At 53.8% G+C, this 23,679-nt stretch carries 14 protein-coding genes; 1 reads left to right on the forward strand and 13 read right to left on the reverse strand.

What is annotated here, in order from left to right; translation table 11 throughout:
* Positions 1-5: 5 nt before the first annotated feature.
* From GBK04_RS22455 to GBK04_RS22495, 9 genes are all read right to left on the reverse strand, one after another.
* Positions 6-2,432, reverse strand: coding sequence for a SusC/RagA family TonB-linked outer membrane protein (locus GBK04_RS22455; protein ID WP_373331231.1), 2,427 nt, complete (start codon positions 2,430-2,432; stop codon positions 6-8).
* Entirely contained in the window at positions 2,429-3,535 is a 1,107-nt protein-coding gene (locus GBK04_RS22460; protein WP_152763581.1) for a carboxypeptidase-like regulatory domain-containing protein, read from the reverse strand. Before GBK04_RS22460 ends, GBK04_RS22455 begins: the two co-directional genes overlap by 4 nt.
* 5 nt (positions 3,536-3,540) lie before the next feature.
* Entirely contained in the window at positions 3,541-4,554 is a 1,014-nt protein-coding gene (locus GBK04_RS22465) for a FecR family protein (RefSeq protein ID WP_152763583.1), read from the reverse strand.
* Positions 4,555-4,602: 48 nt separating this feature from the next.
* Positions 4,603-5,253 carry an RNA polymerase sigma-70 factor gene (locus GBK04_RS22470; RefSeq protein ID WP_152763585.1) on the reverse strand — a complete coding sequence of 217 codons (651 nt, stop codon included), beginning with the start codon at positions 5,251-5,253 and terminating at the stop codon, positions 4,603-4,605.
* A gap of 186 nt (positions 5,254-5,439) precedes the next feature.
* Positions 5,440-6,915, reverse strand: coding sequence for an arylsulfatase (locus GBK04_RS22475; RefSeq protein ID WP_152763588.1), 1,476 nt, complete (start codon positions 6,913-6,915; stop codon positions 5,440-5,442).
* Positions 6,916-6,953: 38 nt separating this feature from the next.
* A complete protein-coding gene (locus GBK04_RS22480) occupies positions 6,954-8,420 on the reverse strand; it encodes a sulfatase family protein (RefSeq protein WP_152763590.1) in 1,467 nt (488 codons plus the stop codon).
* A 67-nt stretch (positions 8,421-8,487) separates the two neighbouring features.
* Positions 8,488-10,113, reverse strand: coding sequence for a RagB/SusD family nutrient uptake outer membrane protein (locus GBK04_RS22485; protein WP_152763592.1), 1,626 nt, complete (start codon positions 10,111-10,113; stop codon positions 8,488-8,490).
* A 35-nt stretch (positions 10,114-10,148) separates the two neighbouring features.
* Complete coding sequence (locus tag GBK04_RS22490) at positions 10,149-13,523, reverse strand: SusC/RagA family TonB-linked outer membrane protein (protein WP_152763595.1); 3,375 nt, start codon at positions 13,521-13,523, stop codon at positions 10,149-10,151.
* Positions 13,524-13,545: 22 nt separating this feature from the next.
* Positions 13,546-15,276 (reverse strand): sigma-70 family RNA polymerase sigma factor, encoded by a 1,731-nt coding sequence (locus GBK04_RS22495; RefSeq protein WP_152763597.1) that lies wholly within the window; start codon positions 15,274-15,276, stop codon positions 13,546-13,548.
* Positions 15,277-15,518: 242 nt separating this feature from the next.
* Here GBK04_RS22495 and GBK04_RS22500 point away from each other — a divergent pair, with 242 nt between their 5' ends.
* Positions 15,519-16,928 (forward strand): Gfo/Idh/MocA family oxidoreductase, encoded by a 1,410-nt coding sequence (locus GBK04_RS22500; RefSeq protein ID WP_152763599.1) that lies wholly within the window; start codon positions 15,519-15,521, stop codon positions 16,926-16,928.
* A 72-nt stretch (positions 16,929-17,000) separates the two neighbouring features.
* On the opposite strand, the gene GBK04_RS22505 is transcribed toward GBK04_RS22500, so the two are convergent.
* The 4 genes from GBK04_RS22505 to GBK04_RS22520 form a co-directional block, all read right to left on the reverse strand.
* Positions 17,001-18,785, reverse strand: coding sequence for a sulfatase-like hydrolase/transferase (locus tag GBK04_RS22505; protein ID WP_373331232.1), 1,785 nt, complete (start codon positions 18,783-18,785; stop codon positions 17,001-17,003).
* Between the two features lie 84 nt (positions 18,786-18,869).
* Positions 18,870-20,324 (reverse strand): sulfatase family protein, encoded by a 1,455-nt coding sequence (locus GBK04_RS22510; protein WP_152763603.1) that lies wholly within the window; start codon positions 20,322-20,324, stop codon positions 18,870-18,872.
* A gap of 141 nt (positions 20,325-20,465) precedes the next feature.
* Positions 20,466-21,923 (reverse strand): sulfatase family protein, encoded by a 1,458-nt coding sequence (locus GBK04_RS22515; RefSeq protein ID WP_152763605.1) that lies wholly within the window; start codon positions 21,921-21,923, stop codon positions 20,466-20,468.
* Positions 21,924-22,112: 189 nt separating this feature from the next.
* Entirely contained in the window at positions 22,113-23,591 is a 1,479-nt protein-coding gene (locus tag GBK04_RS22520) for a RagB/SusD family nutrient uptake outer membrane protein (RefSeq protein WP_152763606.1), read from the reverse strand.
* Positions 23,592-23,679 lie beyond the last annotated feature (88 nt).

Consider the following 23,679-nt stretch of genomic DNA (forward strand, 5'->3'; position numbering starts at 1 on the left):
TGATTTTAAAGCGATAACTGAACCCCAAATGATACCACGCGCTGTAAGGGATAAAACACGCCTACATCGCCGGAACCGGTAACTTCCGGATCGAAATTTCCTTTCAACTTGGTGTATTCCCAGAGATTCTGGCCCGTAACGTACAGCCGGGCATTGGTGAGTCTGATTTTTTGAATGGCTTTCAGCGGAACTGTGTAGCCGAGCGAAATATTTTTCAGCCGTAGGTAGGCCGAACTTTGTAAAAAACGGGTCTGTGGCAGAATGTTGAAGGATGAGTTTGCTTTATAAATAGGGTAGTATCCTTCGGGGTTCTCCGTTGACCATGAATCCTGGTACACTTCCCGGGTACCCACGGCCCCGGCGTTGTTGATGGCTCCCCAAAAATAACTGCCCCTGGGAACGAAATCCCGTTTTCCGACGCCTTGCAGTAGCAGGTTGAAATCGAAATTATGCCAGGATAGGTTGCCGACAATGCCATATTGGTACTTGGGCGTCGTATTGCCAATGATCCGCTGATCGCCCGGATTATCGACCGTATTGGCACCCCGGGTAATGACTTTGTCTCCGTTCAGATCGGCGTACTGGATGTCGCCCGCGCCCCATTTACCCGAATTACCGAGCTGGTCCTGATTGGCAGCATTGGGTACATCCCCGGTATTCTGGAATATTCCTACCGTTTCGAACCCCCAGATTTCGCCCACGGATTGTCCGACGTAATAATTGTTGATCAGTTTGTTGGGGTTGTTATCGAATTTGGTGATAACGGCCTTGTAGTTCGACAGCACGAGGCCAAGGTCATACTTGATGGGATGCGTCATTTGGGTCTGGCCGATCCACTTCGCACTGAATTCGAATCCCGTGGTTTGCAGTTCGGCGCCATTCCGTTGGGGAACCGAGGTACCCAGGACCGCCGGCAGGCGGTCGCCAGCCACCAGCATGCCCGAAGTGGTTCTTTTGTACCAGTCGAAACCCAGGTTGAGCCTGCCCCAAAGGTTGGCATCGGCCCCGAAATCGAGCGTGGAAACTTTCTCCCAGGTCAAATCAGGGCTCACCAGGCCGGGCGCCGAAATGCCAAGTGGCAGCGCGCCACTCAGAATGAAAGGTACCTGCTGGTTGATGTCGAAGAGAGAAACGTACGGGAAGTTTTCATTCAACAATTGATTTCCCAGACTTCCGTACGAGGCGCGGAATTTGAGATCCTGCAGTACCCGGAAAAAGGAGTCCATGAATTTTTCCTTCGAAATTCTCCAGCCTGCCGATACCGACGGAAAGTAGCCGAACCGACGACCGGACGGGAACCGGGAGGTACCATCGTAGCGGCTATTGAATTCGATCAGGTACTTGCCCATGTAGTCATAATTGAAGCGGGCGAACACGCCGCGTATCGCCCAGGATGTCTGCTCGTCGGTGCTGGTGATGGGACCCGTGGCCAGGTTCAGTACCGGCACGCCGCCGCTGATCAAGTCCTGCCGCTTGATCCGGGCACCGGTAAAATTGTACCATTCCTGATTGTAGCCTACCAAAGCCGCCAGACTGTGTTTTTGATTGATGACGGTGCTGTAATCGGCAAAGAGGTTGGTCGCAAAGTAATCCGATGCGTTGAAATCGCGCTGTACGAACGAGGGCGAAGTACCCGAAATCTGGGGGATCCAGGTATCCCGGATGTAAGGAAAGGCCACCTGATGTTCCTTGATATTCTGCCGCATGGAGGTATACGAAAAATTGCCACTGATTTTCAAACCCTCTATGACATAGGCATCCGCATTGATGCTGTAAATTCCGGTGGCCGAATTGTTGACCCTCCGGGAGCCGCTTTCCAGAAAATTGACAAAATTTTCCGTGGCAATGCCTTCTCCCACCGGTGAGCCCGCCGGGGTTTTGGCCGGGAACAAAACCTGGGGCTCGCCCCGTGTCATTTGCTCCCACCAGTCGGAACCTTTGTTGGGGTACTTATGCGGCTCGTCGTAGCTGGTGGAGATGTAGTTGGCCTTAGCCCCTACGGTAAGCCAGGTGGCCAGTTCGGTGCTGACGTTGGTCGTGAAATTGTACCGTTTGAAAACGTCGGTGGAAGTTTTGAACAAACCATCCTGATTAAGAGCTCCGGCCGACACGTAGTAGGAGGTTTTGGCGTTTCCGCCGTTGACATTGATGGTATGGTTCTGGCCCGGTGCCCACGGCTTCACCATGGCCTCGATTACATCGTTGGAAGCATTCCAGAAAATTTTACCATTGGGCAGGATGTGGTAGCTGGGGTTATTGACAGGATCAGCCTTGTAGTCCCGTACCCATTGGAGTTGCTCATCCGAATATTTCTGACTTCCATTCAGATTCCTCTGCGCCACGTTTTGTGATTCGAGGTACTCCTCGGTAGTCAGAAGGTCGGGCAGGTAGGTAGGTTTGTTAAATTGCAGACTCCCCGAATAACTGATCACCGGTTTGCGGTCTTTGGTACCTTTCTTGGTCGTGACCAGAATGACGCCGAAGGCCCCCGTGCGCCATAAATCGCGGCCGAGGCGGCGTCTTTCAACACTGTAATGCTCTCGACATCCGCCGGGTTGAGCAGGTTCATGTCCATCTGAATGCCATCGACCAAAACCAGCGCGCTGCCGCCCGTCAGTGAGGTGGTACCCCGAATGTTAAACGTGGGGTTTGCGTTGGGATTTCCGTCAGGATTGGTGATGTTCAGGTTCGGGATCAGCCCTTGCAGGGCTTGCCCGAGTTTGGTGATGGGACGGCTGGTTAAGGCTTCGCCACTGATTTGGGCAATCGCGCCCGTTACATTTTCACGTTTTTTCGTGCCATACCCTACCACCACTACCTCATCGAGCGAGCGGCTTTCGGGTACCATCGACACGCTGAGCTGCTGCTGGCTTCCTACCACAAGCTCCTGGTTTTTGTAGCCCACAAAGCTGAATATCAGAATAGATTCGTCGGAGGGTACCTCCAGCTCAAAGGTACCTTCGGCGTTGGTCGTGGTACCCCGGGTCGTTTCCTTAATCACCACGCTCACGCCCGGGAGGCCGGTCCCGCTTTCGTCGAGTACCGTGCCGCGCACCATGCGTTTCGGGGCTTCTGCTTGTGCTCGCTCCGGGGTGTCGATCTGGAATGGGGTAGTCGCAGCCTCGGCTGGCAGGCTGGCAGCTACTGACTCCAGGTCGGTTTTCAAGGCGCGCGATGAGGTTTCACTCCCCGATTTGACTTCCGTGATGACGAAGGTACCCTTACGGATTTTCTTGAATTTCAAATTGGTGCTGCGCAAAATGGTATCAAGATTACGCTCGATGGGCAGCGAATAATCCAGCGCTTCGGAGGCTATGCTTTGACTACTCACAAGCCGGTCTTCAAATACGATCTCGACATTGTAATGCTGCTGTACCTGAAGAAGGAGGGTTTTTAACTTGACCATCTTGGGTGCATTCCGTACGGTACGCTGCTGGACAAAAGCCAGGGTTTGCGAAAATACCGACGCCGGGAGCAGGAAGGCCAGCAGTAGGGCCAGCCCAGTCAGCCGGGTTAGTCGTAGTGGTTTGAACATGGTAATCAGGATTTAGGATTTTGATTAGGGTTTAGGAGTAGTAAGGTCTTGTTGTCTTTCCTGATTTCCAGGTTCAGCACTTCCACGAGTACCTCAAGCAGATCTTCGGCGGACTGGGCTTTGAAGTTGCCCGAGATGGTACGGGCGGCAATTTCCGGATCGCTGGCGCGAACGATGAGACCGAAATTTTCTTCAAATAAGGCGCATATTTCAGCCACGGAAGTATTGTTAAAAACAAAACGATGTTCTTTCCAGGCCGAAAGTGCGTCGGAATCCGGGGAGTGCTTCACCCGCAGGCTACCTGCCGTGTTCAAAGTGGCAAGCTCGCCGGGTTTCATCAACACATGCTTTTTCGTAGTACCATGCCGGTAGTCCAGCCGGATTTTTCCTTTGCTCAGCGCCACTTTGGTACCTCGTGGCCGGGCAAATACCGTAAACTCGGTACCCAGCACTTCGATCTGAAACTGGTCGGACGTACTGACCACAAACCGCTGGTGGGTAGGGGTATGCCGCACCGAGAATTCGGCTTCGCCCCGCAGGTGCACAGTGCGGACTCCCGTTTCGAAGCCGAAACGGGGTACGTCCAGCGAGGAATTGGCGTTGAGCGTTACGTGACTGCCATCGTTCAGAATAAAAGAACTGGTTTGTCCGTATTCGGTTGCGTAGGTTTTGTAAAGCAGGGGTTTGCGCAACAGCCAGCCAGCCGCACAAAGCAGCAACGCCACGGAGGCCGCTATTGGCCAGTTCAGGAACGAAAAGCGCCGGCGCAGGGGCACTGTTTTTTGGAGATTCGAAGCCATGGTTTCCTGCGAATCGATGCGTTCCAGCAGCGACTGATAGGCGGTTTCTGAGTCAGGTACGTACTGGGGCGACTTGGTTTCCCATTCCAGCAGCCACTGGTGGAAGGTTTCGGTGTCGCCGCCTTTTCTAAGCCACTCTTCCACGGCCTGCCTTTCGAGGGGGGTAGCCCGATTGGCGAGGTACCTAAAGACCATCGGTTTATTGATTGGATATTCCATGCTTGTTTTAGTTAATATTTCGTCGGGGAAAACTCTTCGCTGAGAGCATCAGCGGATGAGCAAGAGGATCAATACCAACATCCACTCGCCCTGTAGCGCAACCCGCAGACAGCGGAGCGCCTTGGAGATATGCACTTCGACGGTCTTGGGAGAAATGCGGAGTTCGTCGGCGATTTCGTGGTATTTCTTGTTCTCGAAGCGGCTCAACAGAAAAACCCGCTGGCATTGGGTGGGTAGCTGCGCAATGGCCTCGTTGACTTTCAGCAAAAGATGATTGTACTGTACCTCGGCATCGGGGCTGAGGGCCTGCGGGTCGTGCTGATTGTCATAGGTAGAGTCCAGCGGACTGGTACGGCCAAATTCGCGACGCAGGTACGTAAAGGCCTCATTGCGTACCGACCGGAACAGGTAGCTGGTGTAGGACGTGGTAATATGCCGGTAAGCTTCGGTTTTATAAAATTGAAAGAATACTTCACTCACCAGGTCCTCGGCAATCTGCCGCGAATACACAAAACGGACCGCATGACTGCACAAGGGGGCGTGGTATTTCCGGAACAGTAGCTCCAGACCCTTGCGGGCGTCTTGTTCAAAGGTCGCTTTCAGAAAGAGCTCGGCGTCGAGGTGCCGGCCCTGAACCTTTGGTTGAGGAGGAAACGAAGCTTTTTCGGACTTGGTAGATTCGTGGGAAGGCTCTTGCATACAATGTTCCAGGTAGTAAGTCGCCCATATGACTCACTACCCCTTGCTTTCCCCTAGTCATTTGTATAAAAAAAAGAAAAAAAGGCATTTAAGGAGATAAAGAGATAAGTAAATCCCCATTAACTCACCGGATAAGCTGTTTTTTATAGCTGTAAATTATTATCAACCACCTCGCAAATGAGGCCACTACTTCACAAACTCCCAGGCGGGTACGTGCGAGGGTCGGTGCTCTTTTTTGACGATCTGGTCGAAGCGCGCTACGAGGTCAGGGTACTTGGTGGCCAGGTCGGTGGTTTCGCTTTCGTCTTTTTCCAGGTCGTAGAGTTCCCAGCGGGCCTGCGGGTTCTTTTTCATTTCCACTTTTACGCCTTTCCATTTACCCATCCGGATAGCCAGTTGTCCGTTTTTTTCGGGGTACTCCCAGTAGACGTACTCGTGTTTTTTCTGGGCCTTGTTGTTGCCCAGGAGGGTAGGCAAAAAGGATATGCCGTCGCTGGGTACCGGGGGCGCTTTGACCAGATCCACCAGCGTGGCCAATACGTCGTAGTGTACCGCAACGTGGGAGGTAACACGACCCGGCGCGATATGGCCCGGCCAGCGGGCTACCATCGGCATCCGGATGCCACCTTCGTACACGTCCATTTTGAGACCCCGGTAGGGGCCAACGCTTTCAAAAAATTTAGCATCCACGCCCCCGTTGAAGGTAGTACCGTTGTCGGAGGTAAAGATCACGAGTGTGTTATCGTCCAGTCCCAACTCCTTTAACAAACTCATTACTTGGCCCACTTTGGTGTCCATGTAGGTAATCATGGCGGCGTAGGTAGCGTGGGGCCAGGGCGTAGAAGCATAGCCCTGCCCGCCGTAGTAAGGCGTTTCGGGAAATTGTCCTTTGTATTCATTCACCGCTGCATCGGGCGCCTGTAACGAGACATGCGGAATGGTGAAGGGTAGGTACAGGAAAAAGGGGCGATCCTTGTTCTCCCTCACGAAGTTGAGGGCTTTTTCGGCCATTTTGTCGATGGCGTAGTCGTTGCCCTTATAGTAGGCAAAATCGGCGGCCGTAGCCGTTTTTGGGTCGAGCCGGCGGTGTACATCGATCACCGGATTGTTGAGCGTGTCCCATTTTTCATTTTCCCACAGGTGGGTGGGGTAGTAGTTGTGGGCCTGTTTTTGATCGTAGTAGCCATAGAAATAATCGAAGCCCTGCTTATTGGGGCTGCCGGTACTGTATCCCATTCCCAGCCCCCACTTGCCAATGGCGGCGGTACGGTAGCCCTGTTTTTGCAGAAGGGTACCTATAGTGACGGTATTGGCTGGCAAAGGCATCTGTCCCCGCTCGGTGGAGTCAGGAAAGCCGCCCAGTTCGTAATTGCCTCGGATGTAAGAGTGGCCCGCGTGGGTACCTGTCAGCAATTGACAGCGCGAAGGCGCACACACGGGCGTGCTGGTGTAGTAGTCGGTGAATTTGATTCCTTCCCGGCCGATGCGGTCGATGTTGGGCGTGCGGATTTTCTTTTGACCGTAAACGCCCAGTTCAGCATAGCCCAGATCATCGGCGTAGATGTAGACGATGTTGGGTAGGGCCGGTTTCTGGCTTTTCTGGGCGAAGCTGCCAGTGATGCTACTCAAAAACAAAAGGATCAAAAGGCTGAGAATACGCATAGATTGGTGGAAAGGTTACGGAAACGAGTCAGGCTAAATTACTTATTTTTTGCGGTCAGACCCGCTTCCCGAACATTATGGCCTGGCCGTTTCGTGATATCATCGCCCAGATCCTGACGTGCCTCTTCGGCAATTTTCTGCAGCACTTCTACTATGGTGGGGTAGGTAGCCTGTACGTCGTAGCGTTCACCGGGATCGCGCCGCAGATCGTATAATGCCATGGGGTAAGGGGTGTTCTCGGGTGCCTTGCCGGGGTAGCCATCGTTGCCGGGCTGCTGCCCTTCGTACGAACGTCCTTCGTGGGGTAGCACCAGTTTCCAGTCACCCCGACGTACGGCTTCCAGGTTGTTCCGGCGATAATAGTAATAGAAGATTTTCCGGGGCGTAGCCTGATTGTCGCCTTTGAACAGGGGTAGTATGCTCACGCCGTCGATTTTATGATCGGGTAGTTTGGCGTTAGTGATGGCCGCAAAAGTCGGGAGCAGATCAATGTTCGAGGCCAGCTGATTACAGATGGTACCCGCCGGTGCCACGCCCGGCCAGCGCACGATACAGGGTTCGCGCTGGCCACCCTCGGTACTGACGCCCTTGCCTTCCCGCAAGCCACCCGTCGAGCCGGCATGGTTGCCGTAGTTGAGCCAGGGGCCGTTGTCGCTGGTAAATACCACGAGCGTATTATCGTCGATGCCGTTTTCTTTCAGCGCTTTCAGGATTTCACCCACCGACCAGTCCAATTCCATCACCACATCGCCGTAGGTACCCTGCTTGCTTTTGCCTTTGAATCGGGGCGATGCCGCGATAGGTACGTGGGGCATGGAGTGGGGCAGGTACAGGAAGAAAGGATCTTTTTTGTGTTTTTTGATAAAATTAACCGCCTTTTCGGTATAAATCCCGGTGAGTTCGGCTTGCTCATCCAGCGTCGTAATGGCCCGGAGCGTGTCGTTCCCGCTCAGCAGGGGGAGTAGGGGAAAGGCTTTTTTTCGCCAGTCGTTCTCGCCTACCGGCTTGCCATCATAATCCACCGCCCACATGTCGTTGGAGTAGGGCAGGCCCACGTATTCATCGAAGCCATGCTGCAAAGGGAGAAATTCTTTCGTATCGCCCAGATGCCATTTTCCGAACATGCCCGTCGCATAGCCCTGACCTTTAAGTAGCTCGGCGATCGTTGTTTCCTGCTGATTGAGCCCTTTCCCGGCGTTAGGGAACAAAGCACCAGTGATGCCAATGCGGTTGGGGTAGCAGCCCGTCAGCAAGGCCGCCCGGGAAGCACTGCACACGGCCTGGGCGGCCATGAAATTGGTAAAGCGAATGCCCTCGCTGGCCATGCGGTCGAGGTTGGGGGTCTGGTACTCCGTAGCCCCGTAGACTCCCAGATCACCGTAGCCCATGTCATCCATGAAAATTACGATGATATTCGGCTTGGCAGTGGGTTTTGGGGCTAACTGAATAGCCAATAGGCTTAATACAAAAAGAAAACCAATGGAGAAAGAAACAACTCTTTTCATGGGTATTAATTTAATGATAAAAAGGAAAACCGGGATGTTAAGTAATCCCGGTTTTCATAGGATAGGACTACCAGCCCGGATTCTGCGTAAGACCTGGGTTAAGATCCAGCTCTTTCTGCGGAATTGGCCACAGGTAGTCACGGGTGGGCTTGAACACGCGCTCAAACGCCTGTACCTGAATGGTGCTCAGGGTACCTTCGTTGATCCAGGTCATGCCATAAATACTACCCGGCATGACCTTCTCTGCGATTTTCCAGCGCCGGATATCGAATAGACGGAGTCCTTCAAAGGCTAACTCCACTTCGCGTTCATGCCGGACTATTTCCCGCAGTTCGGCCTGCGAAAGCCCGGTGGCGATGGAAGGCAGCTTTACATCCTGGCGCCCATTGCGCACTTTGTTGATGGCATCGTATACGGATTGATCCAATTGATTGAGTTCAATCTTGGCTTCCGCGTAGGTGAGCAGTACTTCGGCGTAGCGGATCAAAATAATGTTGATGCCGCTCACGCCCGGGGTACCGAAGTCTTCGGAATTGATGTATTTCTTTACCACAAAACCCGTGGTCGTAGCCAGGTAGGTATTGCCCACGGCGTCGGTGGTGCCGCTGTTGGGCTCAGGACGGAAAGTTGCCCCGCTGGGCAGTGGATCGCCGGACAAAAACATGGTGAAGCCCAGCCGGGGGTCACGGTCTTTGTAGGGAGCGCGGGGGTCAAAGCCGCTGGCCGGGTCGGTAATGGGTAGCCCGTTTTTCATCGTAAAGGCGTCCGCCAGGGCTTTGGTGGGTACAAAGGTGTTGTTGGCTGTCTTCTGGCTATAAGGGGCCATCTGGGCAAAGACGTTATTACTGAGTCCGGAACTGTTGACGTACTGGTGGTCCAGAATGACCTCAATGTTGTTTTCGGCCCCGTAGGTAAAGAGCTTGCCGTAGTTGGGGTATAGGTCATAGCCCAGCTTCATGACTTCACTGGCCGCTGTGGCAGCCTGCTGAAACCTACCTGCGTATAAATTGGCGCGGGCCAATAAAGCCAGCGCGGCTCCTTTGGTGATACGCCCCTTGTCGGCTGCCGGGTAGGTAGTGGGCAATGCCGCTGCTGCCGCGGTGAGTTCGGAAGTAGCAAAATCCCACACTTTCTGGATGTCGTCACGCTTAAGTTGTTTGGCTTCGTCGGTACTCAAGGTTTTGGTTACGATAGGTACCCCCCCGTACAGGCTTGCTAGATTGACGTAGTGATACGCGCGCAAAAACCGCATTTCGCCCTTCAGTCGTTCGATCAGGGTCGTGTTGGTAGTGGTTACGCGGTCGACATTTTCCAGAAAATCGTTGACCGTGGCGATTCCGGTATAGGCATTTTCCCACTCGTCAGTCACTCGAGAATTAGACGCGTCGTAAGAGCCGCTTTCGATGAAGGAGTTGACATTGAACACCTGATTGGTATGCCCGATGTCAGTCACTCCGTCGAAGGCGAAGATTGAATATAACTTCGTCACGTTATTGATGGTGAAGGTTGAATGCCCCGGCAGGTATACATAAGCAGCGTTGGCTGCTAGTATTGCGTCCGTTTCAGTTTTCCAGAAAATGGCTGTCGAAATCCGGTCGTTGGGTACCGGGTCCAGCAAATTGTCCTTGCAGGACAGCAGCGTAGCAAGCAACGCCACCCCCAGGATTTTTTTTGATTTAAGTAGGTAGTTCATATCAGTATCGTGCTAAGTCGAATAATCAGGAAAAATTAAAATTGGAGGTTAACGCCGATGGTTTTCAATGCCGTCTGGGGGTAGTAAACCGCCCGGCCCGATTCTACTTCGGGGTCCAGGTTCCATTCGTTCAGCTTCGAAATGGTGAACACGTTGGAAGCCGACACATACACGCTGGCGCGCTGCACCCAGAATTTCTTGCTGAAGGTACCTGGTATGTTGTAGACCAGCTGCACATTTTTGAGTCGGAAGTATGACCCGTCGATAATCAGGCGATCGGTCGTAGCCTGGTTTCTCAAATCCAGCTTGGTGGGCCGGGGAAAGCGCGCGTCGGTACGTTCGGGCGTCCAGTAGTTGTCTGTGTATATTTTGCTGGTAAAACCCTCGTAGTTACCCTGCTCGGCCAGAGCTCCCGACAGCCGGACGTCGACATCGGCGGTACCCTGAAAAAACAAATTCAACTGAAAATTCTTATAGCCCAGCCCACTGGTGAGGCTGAACGAATACTTCGGAAAGGGATTGCCGATCATGGTCATGTCGGCGGTTGTGATGATGCCGTCGCCATTCTGATCCACAAAAGCCACGTCGCCGGGCTTGGCCGAGCGCTGGAAGTATGGTGTCGCGTCGGCTTCGGCCTGCGTTTGGATGAGGCCGTTGGTCTGGTAGCCCCAGTGCGCGTTAATGGGCAGTCCTTCCTGAATGATGTAGCGGGGATCGATGTCCGATCCGGTAATATAGGGGCCGGTACCGTTCAGGCTCTTGACCTTGTTGTTGTTCATCGAGAAATTTCCTCCCAGGCTGTAATTCAAGCCCCATTTCGCGGTGTTCTGGTAGTTTACGCCCAGCTCTACCCCCTTGTTTTCCACAATCCCGGCGTTTTGCGGACCAGGCAGCAGCCCGATCGTGAGCGGAATGGGCAGGTTGAGCAGGATACCGTCGGTGATTTTTTTGTAATAATCAAACGTCACAGAAAGCTTTTTCTGAAACAAGGCGGCGTCCAGACCGAAGTTGGTTTGCGTGTTGGTCTCCCAGGTCACCGAGGGGTCGATGCGGGTCGACTGCCGGTAGCCGGTCACGACGGTACCGCCGAAGGTGTAGCTGCTGGCCGATAGCTGCGGGAAGAACAAATAGGGCGAAATGGCCTGGTTACCCGTCTGCCCATACGAAGCCCGCAGTTTGAGCTCATGAAATACATTTTTCAAAGGACTGAAAAAGTCTTCCTCCGAAATACGCCATCCTACCGAACCCGATGGGAAAAAGGCAAACTGCCGCGCGGGCGAGAACCGCGACGAACCGTCACGACGGGCGTTGATTTCCAGGAGGTACTTGTTAGCAAAGGTATAGTTGATCCGACTGAAAAAAGACCGCAAACCGCCTTCTTCGTCGTAGCCACCGTTGTTCTTGGTACCATCGTTGATCCCCTGGTTGATCGACTGAATGTCGTTGTTGTAAAACTGCTGACGGTACGCATTCAGACCGAAATACTGATAGTAATACTCCTGGTACCCGCCCATGATGCTGAAATCGTGATTGCCCCAGGTGTGATGATAAGTCAGCAGGTCGGTGATGGTGTATTCGCGCTGCTGGTTGCGGGTTTCGGTGAGGGTGTTGTTAGCCACCGTTTTGACTACGCCGGTGTTCTGGTCGCGGTTGGTGTAGGCGTTGTTAAAGTCTTTCTGGTACGTACCTGTATAATTCCCGGCTACCTGAACGGACAACGTAAGGTCGTCGAGAATGTCCCATTCGCCTTTTACGTTCCCCACGATCCGGTCCACGGCTTGGCGCGACAGTCCGCCAATTTCGAGGTACATTAGGGGGTTGTTGCCTTGCTGGCTCAGACCGTAGGTACCATCGGGGTACTTGGGGACCGCCCACAGCGCGCCGTGGAAAAAGTTATTGATGGCGTTGACGGATGGAGTCGTAGAGGTATTGTAGCGGTAGTTAGCGTCGGCACTAAACCGGATTTTGGGCGATGCTGTAAAGTCGGTGGTCAGGCGAAGTTCTTTTACCTGGCTGCCGTAGTTTTGCACCACGCCCTTCTGGTCCATCAGCCGTACACTGGCCCGCGCCCGGAAATTTTCATTTCCCCCACTCACCGAAAGAGTCTGGTTGGACATCGGAGCGGGTTTGAGCAAAGTCTGAAACCAGGTATTGGGCAACGGATATTTCAGCCGGTCGGTCGTAGTGATCCAGGTATTGATGGATTCGTCGGTGTAGCGATCGGGTACCGCCGCTCCGACATTTTTGTAGGCAGTCTGCTCCAGACGCATGTAGGCTTCCAGCCCCATCATTTCCGGGGCATTGATCGAATTCTGAATGCCATAATAGCCATTGTAGGCGACCGATACCTTTCCGGCTTTCCCCCGTTTGGTCGTGACCAGAATTACCCCATTCGCGCCACGAGAACCATAAATGGCGGTGGAAGAAGCATCTTTCAGTACCGTGACCGACTCGATATCTTCCGGGTTCATGTCGAACAACGTCTGTTCAACGCCATCCACGATAACCAGAGCCGAGTTATCGCCCAGGGTGGTGATGCCCCGTACGCGCATGGTGGCACTGGAACGGCCCGGTGCTCCGCCGCGGTCCAGTACCGTGAGGCCGGGCGCCAGGCCTTGTAAAGACTGTTGTACATTGCTCACGGGTCGGGCCGTAATCTGCTCGCTCTGGATCGTGGACACGGCACTGGTCATGGTTGCTTTTTTCTGGGTACCAAAACCCACCACCACCACTTCCGAGAGATTGGCGACGTCGGCCTGTAGCTTCACGGAAATATTCGTCTGATTACCCACGGTGATTTCCTGGCTCGTGTAGCCCACAAAACTGAAAATAAGTACAGACTCGCTGCCGGGTACATCCAGCTCAAAGATACCCTCACCGTTGGTAGTGGTACCGCGGGTAGTACCTTTCAGCACCACGCTCACGCCGGGTAGTCCGGTGCCGTTTTCGTCGGTTACAGTACCGGTGATGGCCTGCACCAGCGTCCTGTATGGAGCTAGTGTCTCCGTTTCAAAGGGCGAATTGAAAGCCTGTTTTCGAGGCGTGTTTTGGGCCGGGGCATTGTTTTCTTTGGTAATCACGTAGGTACCTGATTTGGTTTTCTTATATACCAAACCCAGCGGGCGCAGCAGGGCGTCCAGATTTTTATCCAGCTGCTGTTTTACATCAATCGCTGATGCCGGTACCTCTCTGTCTTCGACCACACTGTCGAAATAAAGAATATCCACTTTGTAATGGTCTTTCAATTCCTGAAGCACGGCTTTTAGCTGCTTTTTGTCGCGTGCAGGGGAGGGGGTGTCCACCAGAGGGCGTGCATGCTGATTGCGGGCGAAAAGCTGGGAATGAGCTCCGGGTGGGTAGCTGCCCAGGGCCGCGGTCACGCACAAGAGAGCGAGTACTTGTTTTTTCATGGGTATTGTTTGATTAAGCAGGTTAGTTCGATTGGGTTTGGATTGTAATGGTTCGTTTGTTTTTACTATACGTCAAAGTAGAAGCCTCGGCCAGGGTTTCTATGAGTTCTTCGGCATCGTGGGCGGTGAAAGATCCCGACACGGTCATCTGTGCCACGGCGGGCTCCAGAATCAGTATCTTGACCCCAAATACTTCCTGGACCATAAGGGCAATTTCGGATAGTGGAGTGGCCGAGAATACGAAGCGATGCTCTTTCCAGGCGGTCGGTGCGGCGGGATTCTCCATCGGGGTGATGGCCACCTGGTGGCCTCGTTGGTCCAGCGTGGCCAACTCGCCGGGCTTCATGCTCTTTTTCTGAACCTTCTTACCGGCTTTATAGAAAAGCTGTACTTTTCCCTGCGTAAGAGCCACCCGCGTGGCCCGGCTACGGGCAAAGACAGAAAACTGGGTACCTAGAACGACTACATCCAGCGCATAGGGTGTTTTTACGATAAACCGGGCGTTGTTGTGGGTGTGCTTCACCTGAAATTCGGCTTCTCCCTGAAGAAACACTTCCCGGGAATCGTCCCCGAAGCCGAAGCGGGGAAGGCGGAGCGACGAATTGGCGTTGAGAGTCACCTGACTGCCGTCCGGTAGGCCAAACGATAGGGTCTGGCCATACTCAGTCGCGTAGGTTTTGTATTGGAAAAAGGTATGGTACAAGCCGATAGCTGCGCACAGCAGCAGTACTACCGAGGCGGCAGCCAGCCAGTACCGGGGTGTCCTGCGCCGCCAATCAGCGCCCGCTGGTCGGGACAATTCCTGCCTCGCGGAATCTTGGGTGAGATTTTCCATGCGCTGCATGTGGCGGCGTATAGCCTCCTTCGTATCGGTTTGGTACTGAAGATTTTGCTTTTCCCACCGGGCCAGCGCTTGGTAGAACAGAGCCAGGTTGGAGGTATCCCGAAGCCATTCTTCAATCTGATTCTTTTGTAAGCTGCTGGCCTGTCCGGAGAAATAGCGAAACAGGAGATCGTCGTGCGGAGAAGTGTTCATAGGGGCAGGATTGGTGGGCGTAAAGTCCTGATCGGAGCGATGATTAGCAGGGTACTCAGTGTACAAAAAAAGGACAAGCAGAAACCATTTGGAACGAAGCTCTTCCCGGATTTGCCGAATGGCCTGGTACAAATGGGCCTCGACTGTCCGGATGGATAAGCTCAGTTCCCGGGCGATTTCAGGGTTTTTCTTACCCTCAAAACGGTGCATGAGGTAAATTTGCCGCCGCTTGATGGGCATGCCACCAATGGCAGCTTCTACATCCTGGCACAGGTTTTCGTATTGGGTGATGGAATCGGGCTCCTGCGCCGACTGGATGCTTACATGCGCCGCATATTCCAGAGAATTGCTGCGGTGCACCTCCCGGCGTACATAATCGAAGGCACGGTTGCGCACCGAAGCAAACAGGTAGGCCCGGTAGGAGGTGGTGATGGTGTGGTAGAGCTGGCGGGCGTGAAATTCGTAGAAAATATCGGAGACGATGTCTTCGGCAATGGCCTTGGACGACACAAAGCGCACGGCATGACTGCACAGCAGAGCGTGGTAGCAGTGGAAAAGGCACTGAATGCCCTCATTGGGGTCGTTCTGGAACGCTTGCTGAATTATTTTTTCGGATAAATCGGTTTCCGAAAACCCCTCATGATTGACAGGAAGTGGCGTGGAAACGGATTTGTTCGGTAGCGATTTCTCCGGGATGTGATAGTATTTTTCCTGCATTAGGGTACCCTGCTTTTAGAAAAAGAAAACGTACTATTCAAATATTGTTATTCCGTATTTATTAGCAAGACGATTCAGCCGGGCTAATTACTTAGTCTTGTACAGGATATTTTTAAAACTAGCTTCGGATAAATACCTGACGGTAAACCGGAGCCCTCAACCCCACTTTCCAATCCGCTGAAACAAGGGGTACCTGCCTATTTTATCGTCTGATAGTAAAAGGTGAATAAAAACAGAATCATATGAACAGAAGAAATTTCGTGAAGGCAGGGGCCCTGGGCGCGGCGGCGGGCATCTCGTTTATTCCGTCCCGGACCATCGGTAAATCGCTGGGACACGTAGCCCCCAGCGACAAAGTGAACCTGGCCTGCATTGGGATCGGCAACCGGGGTGGAGAAATCACCAGAGCTTTGCACGCCACGGGCCTGGCCAATATCGTGGCCTTTTGTGATGTGGACATGGGAGCACCGCATACCTTGGCCGTATTGAAGCAGTTTCCGGACGTACCCCGTTTTCAGGATTTCCGGGAGATGTTTGATAAAATGGGCAAAAACATTGAGGCCGTGAGTGTGGGGGTACCCGATTTTTCTCACTTCCCCATCACCATGCTGGCCATGTCACAGGGCAAGCACGTGTACGTGGAAAAACCCATGGCCCGTACCTTCAGAGAAGTGGAGCTGATGATGAAAGGTGCGGCGAAATACAAGGTAGCTACCCAAATGGGGAACCAGGGACACTCAGACGCCAACTATTTTCAGTTCAAAGCCTGGACCGACGCCGGCATTATTAAGGACGTCACCTCCATCACGGCCCACATGAACAGCCGCCGCCGCTGGCACGACTGGGACCCCAAAATGACACATTTTCCGAACGGCGAGCCGATTCCGAAGACGCTGGATTGGGATACCTGGCTCATGACGGCGCAAGAACACGATTATCAGAAGGATTTTGTCAACGGACAGTGGCGCTGCTGGTACGACTTCGGCATGGGTACCCTGGGCGACTGGGGCGCGCACATCATCGATACGGCTCATCAGTTCCTGAACCTGGGCCTGCCCTACGAAATTGACCCGGTGATGCTGGAAGGGCACAATCCGTTCTTCTTTCCGATGTCTACCTCGCTTTCGTTCAAGTTTCCCAAGCGGGGTACCATGCCGCCGCTGGAAATCAACTGGTATGACGGCTTGACCAATATTCCGAGTGTTCCGGCGGGCTATGGCGTATCGGAAATTGACCCCAACATACCCCCACCCAGCAATGGGAAATTGCAACCAGCCAAACTGAATCCGGGCAAGATCATTTATAGCAAGGAGTTGACCTTCAAAGGTGGTTCGCACGGGAGTACCCTGTCCATTATTCCAGAAGAGAAAGCCAAAGACATGGCCTCAAAGTTACCGGAGGTACCCGCGAGTCCATCCAACCACTTTGCCAACTTCCTCAAAGGCTGCAAGGGAGAAGAAAAATGCCGCTCGTCGTTCGAAATAGCCGGACCGTTAAGTCAGGTATTCAACCTGGGGGTACTGGCCCAGCGCCTGAATACCAAACTCCTATTCGACCGCGAAACGCAGCGGATCACCAACAATCCGCTGGCCAATTTCCTGCTTGCTGGAGCTGCCCCCCGCAAGGGTTGGGAGGAATATTATTTGTTGTAACGCGTTACGGGTTGTCAACATAAAGGGGGTACCTGCTCGAGCAGGTACCCCCTTTATGTAAGTCTTAATACCCTACTTGCCCTCGGCTTTGGCGATGATCCGTTCGGCGGCGCGGATGTCGTAGCTGCCGTCCACTTTCTCACCCACAATCACCGCTTTCACGGCCGGGTAGGCCTTGCGGGCCTCGTCTCCCAGCTGATCCAGTACGCTGAGCGCCTGCACCCGCGCCATCTGGTTGCCTTGTTTGAGGGCGTCGATCAGCGCATCGACTGCCTTTTGCTTTTCGCCCAGTTTGGTCAAAGCCTCGGCCGCAGCAATGCGGACGCTCACTTCCTTGTCGCTGAGAAGCGACAGCAAATCGTACTTGGCCGGTGTGGCGTGGTGGCCCAGAATGGTGCAGCCCGTAGCAGCCCAGTAGCGGATGATGGGGTCTTTGTCTTTCAGCATTTTCATCATTTTTTCCACGTTCTTCGGATCGCCCTGCGAGGCTAACTCGGCGGTTTCAACCACCTTTTTTACCTCATAATGGCCGCTGCGGGCGTAGTCGTACAGCGGGATGATACCCGAAATCTCCTCCATCATGGCTTCAGGCAGGAAGCCCACGTCTTTGCTATCAATGACGTAATCGTGGTTGGCCTGACGCATCCTTTTCAGAATGGCGGCGTACTTGGGATCGCCGGCCAGGTTGTTGACATTGTGCGGGTCGGCATCCACATCGAATAGTTCTTCGACGGGCTTGGTCTCCCAGAATTTCTTTTGCACGTCGTTCAGAGTCCCTGCCTTGTAGGCGGCCTCCCAGGAGCCCATCGATGGGGCTTTCCACAGGTATTCGAGGTACTGCCCGTAGATTTTATGCGGCATGTAGTTGCGGATATAGCGGTACTTCTTGTCACGCACGGAACGCACCAGGTCGATGCGCTCGTCCATGCGGCCCCGGAAGGCGTGGGCATATTGGCGTTCGGGCGTATTCTGGGTACCCAGGAAGGCCTTGCCGGGCATGTAATCAGGGATAGGTACCCCGGCCAGACTCAGCAGGGTAGGGGCAAAGTCCAGGAACGTGACGATCCGGTCGGTTTTGGTGCCGGGCTGGCCGGGCGCCAGATGCGCGTATTTTTTAGGAAAACGGATCACCATCGGAATATGCAGCCCCGACTCGTACATGAACCGCTTGCTGCGGCCCAGCACCCCGCCGTGGTCGCTGTAATAGAAGACAATGGTATTCTCCGCCTCGCCTGAAGCTTCCAGGTCGGCCAGAACCTTGCCCACAAAGGTATCCATGTCCTCCACCTTGTCGTAGTACTGCGCCCAGTCGTGCCGCATTTCGGGCGTATTGGGGTGATAGGGGGGGATGGGTACCTTGGCCGGGTCGTGGCGCAATTTGTCATTAGGAATAAAAGTATGCAGGCAGCTCTCGTGGGAAATGGTGGTGTTGAAGATGGCGAAAAACGGCTGACCGGGTTTGCGCTTTGTGTACGTAGCACTATTGCTCGACTCGTCCCAGGCATCTTCCTGGTCCTGATCTACATTATAATCCTTCTTGACATTGTTGCTGGTATAGTACCCCGCCTCGCGCAGGTACTTGGGGTAGAATTTGACAAAATCAGGGATGGGGTAGGTGCTGCGCATGTTCTCGGTGCCCAGCGAGGGCGGGTACATGCCGGTGATGAGCGTCGAGCGCGAGGGCGCACACACGGGGGCAGTGGCGAAGGCATTGGTATAAAGTACTCCTTGTGTGGCCAGCTTGTCGATGTTGGGGGTGGTCGCAAATGTGTCGCCATAGGCCCCGATGAAAGGGCTATTGTCCTCGCTCACAATCCACAGGATGTTGGGCTTGTCGGAGGTTTGGGCTTTCGCCAAAAATGAGGCTACAAAGAGTAAAATTGCAAAAACGATTTTACCAACTCTCCTATCTAATAATTCATATCTCATATCTACTAAATTTTAAAAAGGTCCTTTTTTGTTAATCCGATCGGCGTTTTTGGCCGCGCCGGGCATCTCGCCCCGCTGGTCTTTGGCAGGCAGCGGTTTGCCCGTGTCGCGGTGATACCAGTCGGGCGTTATGTTTTCGGGAAAGGTATCGCCCGTTTCGTCCTGCCATTGGTTAAGTACCTTTCGCAGGGTTTCTACTTTTTGCGCGTAGGCCGGATCATCAATCAAATTCTTCTCCTGAATCAAATCGGTCCGGACATCAAAAAACTCCTCGGGCGGGCGAGGCGCGCGGAATACATCCTCCTGAATGGGCGTCAGGGCTCCTTCCTGGCGGGCCGCTTTCAGGTCCAGCGCCGACGGACTTTGGTTGGCGTCGATGGGCCCTTCGTTGGTGAGTTCCGGCCGGCGGTTGATCAGGTAGAGGTAGTCCTTCGTACGCACCGCCCGCTCGTAGGCGGCGTAATCGTGCCAGTTATGCTCCGAGAAAACGTAGTTCCTGAATTTCTTATCTGGATTTTTTAACAAATCAAAGAAACTCACGCCCTGCACCGTGGCCGACGGCCCGGCCTGGGCGGCTTCCAGTAAAGTGGGTGCCAGGTCGATGCTGCTGACCATACTCGCACAAACGGCGTTCATATTTTTAATTCCCGCAGGCCATTTGATGACGAACGGGCTACGCATCCCCGTATCGTACACGCGCGTTTTGCTACCCGAAAAAGGACGGCCGTTGTCGGCCATAAAGATGATGATCGTGTTATCGGCGATGCCCTGCCGATCGAGTTCGCGCTGCAATTCGCCTAGGTAGCGGTCGATGCGTCCTATTTCGTTGTAATAATCGGCCAGATCGGTGCGGGTACCCCTGGTGTCGAGCAGGGTGGGAGGAATGGTGATGTCGGTACCCGGATTGTGTGGCTGCGGAAAACTGTCCACCGCCGACCAGGGCCGGTGGGCGTCAAAAGGAGCTAACCAGAAGAAAAAAGGCTTGTCTTTGGGCCGGGCTTGCAGCAGGGGTACCCATTGCTGTTCGCCACCCTCACCCACCAATTTCCGATCGTTTACCATCACATCGTAGGCGCGGCGGGTGTTGGGGCCTTCGTGGAATTTGCCCGAATGCGCCGTGTAGTACCCCGCTTTTTTCATCAATTCCGGGAAATAATCGAGGTGAGCGGGCAGGGGCGTATGCAGTTCGGCCGCGCCGGTATTGTGGGGGTACCGGCCGGTGAGGATACTCGTCCGGCTGGGACTGCACGAGCTGGCCGTGAGGTAGAAATTGGTGAATTTAATCCCTTCCTTCGCCATGCGGTCGATGTTGGGCGTGCGGATTTTTGGGTTGCCGTAGCAGCCGATGTCCTCGGCCGAGATGTCGTCCCCGATGATGAAAATAATATTGGGGGGAGGAGCGGCTGGGGGATCGATGGTACCTATTGCGAATGGCAGGAACAGTAAGAAGAGGAGAGAAGCTAGCATGGCGTGCACGGAAATTCTTTGTGTCTATAATCAAAGAATTATTTTTACAATCCTACTTCCCAATGAACGCAGACAGCGTTTTAAACCCGCAATGGAATTGCCGCAATGGAATTGGCTGTCTGCGTTAGGACCAAGGTACCTCTACTCCACAATCGGCTTACCTTCGTAATTGATTTTATTGTAGGGTACCGTTTCTGTTTCGTCGATGACGTAGTTCCATTGCCTGACGTATTCGAGGCCGGGCCGGAATTGGTCGTTGCGCTCACGCAGTACTTTATTCAATCGCTTGTCCAGATCGGCCTGGATCTTTTTGACTTCCGGTTTTCCAACCAGATTATTCAGCTGGAAAGGATCTTTTTCGTTGTCGAACAGCAGCCATGGACCGTTCAGGTCACGGGTGTAGGTGTAGCGCTGCGTCACGATGCCACGGTACTCTTTGCCGCCCCGTGCCCGCGACCATTGGCCGAAGGGTTGCACGCAGGAAATGAGTGTTTCTTCTACCTTGTTCTTACTTTCCCCTTTCAGAACTTTCGAAAAATCCTTCCCTTCCACGGAGTTGGGGATGGAGATACCAACCATACCAAGCAGGGTAGGCATGATATCGGGCGTGTTGAGCAGTAGGTCGGAGGTTTGAGCGGTTTTGCCTAGAACGGCGGGATAATGAATCAAAAAAGGTACCCGGATGCTCTCTTCGTAGGGCTGCTGCTTGTTCCAGTCTCCGTGCGAACCGAGTAAGTCGCCGTGATCGGCCGAGAAAACCAGAATCGTGTTCTCCTCGACGCCCGCATCTTTTAGCGTTTGCCAGAGCTTGCCAATGTTGTCGTCGATGGCGGCAATGTGCGAATAGTACCCCCGCAGGGTTTCGATGGCCCGCTCGCGCTTGTCGGCGGGAATGTTGTCGCGTAGGATGAGCTCTTTGTTTTCATACATTTTACGGTATTTCTCCGGAGCGGTCTGGTAGGGATCGTGCGGAGCGCCCATGGATATGATCAGCGCGAACGGTTTATCCTGTCTGGCTTTTTCCTTAATGTACTTCGAGGCATCGTCGGCCTGGGCGATCACATCGTAGCCATCCCATACTTTTCTTTCGGGGGAGTCGCCGATGTAATACTCCGAGTGGTTGTAGTTGTGGGTACATTCCAGCACTTTCCAGTACTCGAATCCCTGCTGCCGGGTGGGCGGTATGTAGCTGCGGCGGCCATGCCCGTCGACGTGCCATTTGCCGATGATGCCCGTCGTGTACCCGTTTTGGGTCAGTACCTTTCCTAGCGTGACTTTATTCGTATCCAGTAACACGTCATTCATAAAAACGCCGTGGGTGAGGGGGTACTGTCCCGTGAGCAGCGACGCGCGGTGCGGCGAACACACCGGCATGCCCGACACGGCGTTGTGGACGTTGACACTCTGAGCCGCCAGCCGATCCAGATTGGGCGTGTGGGCGTTTTTGTCGCCCGCGTAGCCCGTTGCCTGGGCTCGCCATTGATCGACCAGAATGTAGACGATGTTTGGTTTTTTATCGGCCTTTTTTACCTCACCGGGTTTAAATTCACACAGAAAGAAAATGGAACAAATCAGAAATATACTTTTGTAGATTTTCATACAGACAGGCTTTAAAAGGGCCGGTCCCGCCCCGGCGGGACCGGCCCTGATTTTTTTCTATTTTAGGGAAAGCTCTCCGGAAGAGGGTACTTTCGATATGGTTCAACTAGAAATATAAAAACAGTGAAACGATTCATTCATACTCCTGAACCCTAATTTATCGATCTTACGACGAAATAAGCAAACCACCTAATACCCTGGGTTCTGTTGTAATTTATTGACCAGAACTTCGTTGGCCGGAATCGGGGCCAGCAGCTTATTGGGCGTAATCGTGTAAGCACCATCATACAGGTAGGGCTTCATGGCCTGTTCGCGTTTTCCGTGGGCGGTCATCACCTCGATGGCTTTGCCCGTCCGCTTCAGATCGTACCAGCGGTGGTTCTCGAAGCACAGCTCCACCTGACGCTCCTTGGCGATGAGGTCTTGCAGCGCTCCCTTGTCCGTGGCGGTGATGGGCGTGGTGAGCTTGGCCCGGTTGCGCACCTGCTGCACGTAGGGAATTGCTTCGCTGGTTTTGCCCTGTTCGTTCAGTACCTCGGCGTACATCAGCAGCACGTCGGAGTAGCGCAGGATGGGGAAATTGTCCCCGGCGCGGTTGTCGGGGGCGGCGATGGGCGGCTTGTACTTGTTGCAGTAGGGGATGGGGCGCACCTTGTTGTCCCAGTCCAGCCCGTTCCAGTAGCCGATCGAAACATCCTTGCGCACGTCGCCCGGCTCGAAGGCGTTGATCAGGTCGTCGGTGGGCTGGTTCCAGCCCGCGCCCACGATGTTGATGTTAGGCCGCAGGGTCACGGCACCGCCGGAGGTGTGCGGGGCAAACAGGAAAATGAACTGGTTGGCTACCTCGGCGCTGGCCTCAGAGTACTGCATCGCGAAAATCGTTTCCTTATAGTCCTTGTTGGCGGGATTGAACAGGTCGGCGTAGTTGGACAGCAACTGGTACTTGCCCGAATTGATGACCGCCAGCAGCGCCTGCTGCGCTTCGGGGTACTTGTGGAGCGTGAGCTGTACCTTGCCCAGCATACCTTGCGCGGCCCACTCGTTGGCCCGTCCGGTTTCGGCCACGTCGCGGGCTTTGGCAAAATGGGCGATGGCCTCGGTCAGGTCCTGCACGATCTGGGCATACACCTGTTCCTCGGTGGAGCGCTTGACGCCCACGGCCTCCTGCGACGTGATGGGGGTAGTGACCAAGGGTACCCCACCAAACTGCCGCACCAAATTGAAGTAGTACACCGAACGCAGGAACAGGGCTTCCCCGGCGCAGCGGTCCTTATAGGATTCTTTGGAAAATGTCACCCCCTCCCGGTCCAGTTCGCTCAGGAGCTTGTTGCAGCGGGTGATACCGTTGTACGATAAGTCCCAAAAGTCCTCGTACGCCCGGTTGTCTGAACCCAAAATAAACTGATCGATCACGCCGCGCGAGGCCTCGCCGGTGCGGATGTTGTTCTGATGGGTGGTGTTGTCGGAGATGAGTTCGGCCAGCACCCAGTGCTGGTTCTTTTCGTAGTCGCGCATGGGCACATAGCAGCCGTTGGCCAGCAGGATGAACTCGGTTTCGGTTTTGTAAAAATTGCCTTCATTCAGGGTAGCCTGGGGATAAAGCTCCAGAAATTTATCCGAGCAGGAGGTCAGGAAAGCGATGATTAGAAGTAGGGGTACCTTTTTCATATTGAGATCGTTTTGAAAAAGCTGATAGCTGATGGCCGTTAGCCTTTGTTTTTCTGATTAAAAATTGTGTTGATGTCCAAAGCCATTA

The organism is Salmonirosea aquatica, from assembly GCF_009296315.1.
Lineage (GTDB): Bacteria > Bacteroidota > Bacteroidia > Cytophagales > Spirosomataceae > Salmonirosea > Salmonirosea aquatica.

Excerpts from the sequence above, each read along its gene's own strand:
- GBK04_RS22495 (WP_152763597.1), bottom strand. The coding sequence starts at position 15,276 with ATGCAGGAAAAATACTATCACATCCCGGAGAAATCGCTACCGAACAAA.
- GBK04_RS22475 (WP_152763588.1), bottom strand. The coding sequence starts at position 6,915 with ATGCGTATTCTCAGCCTTTTGATCCTTTTGTTTTTGAGTAGCATCACT.
- GBK04_RS22510 (WP_152763603.1), bottom strand. The coding sequence starts at position 20,324 with ATGCTAGCTTCTCTCCTCTTCTTACTGTTCCTGCCATTCGCAATAGGT.
- GBK04_RS22460 (WP_152763581.1), bottom strand. The coding sequence starts at position 3,535 with ATGTTCAAACCACTACGACTAACCCGGCTGACTGGGCTGGCCCTACTG.
- GBK04_RS22470 (WP_152763585.1), bottom strand. The coding sequence starts at position 5,253 with ATGCAAGAGCCTTCCCACGAATCTACCAAGTCCGAAAAAGCTTCGTTT.
- GBK04_RS22485 (WP_152763592.1), bottom strand. The coding sequence starts at position 10,113 with ATGAACTACCTACTTAAATCAAAAAAAATCCTGGGGGTGGCGTTGCTT.
- GBK04_RS22500 (WP_152763599.1), top strand. The coding sequence starts at position 15,519 with ATGAACAGAAGAAATTTCGTGAAGGCAGGGGCCCTGGGCGCGGCGGCG.
- GBK04_RS22490 (WP_152763595.1), bottom strand. The coding sequence starts at position 13,523 with ATGAAAAAACAAGTACTCGCTCTCTTGTGCGTGACCGCGGCCCTGGGC.
- GBK04_RS22465 (WP_152763583.1), bottom strand. The coding sequence starts at position 4,554 with ATGGAATATCCAATCAATAAACCGATGGTCTTTAGGTACCTCGCCAAT.
- GBK04_RS22520 (WP_152763606.1), bottom strand. The coding sequence starts at position 23,591 with ATGAAAAAGGTACCCCTACTTCTAATCATCGCTTTCCTGACCTCCTGC.
- GBK04_RS22515 (WP_152763605.1), bottom strand. The coding sequence starts at position 21,923 with ATGAAAATCTACAAAAGTATATTTCTGATTTGTTCCATTTTCTTTCTG.
- GBK04_RS22480 (WP_152763590.1), bottom strand. The coding sequence starts at position 8,420 with ATGAAAAGAGTTGTTTCTTTCTCCATTGGTTTTCTTTTTGTATTAAGC.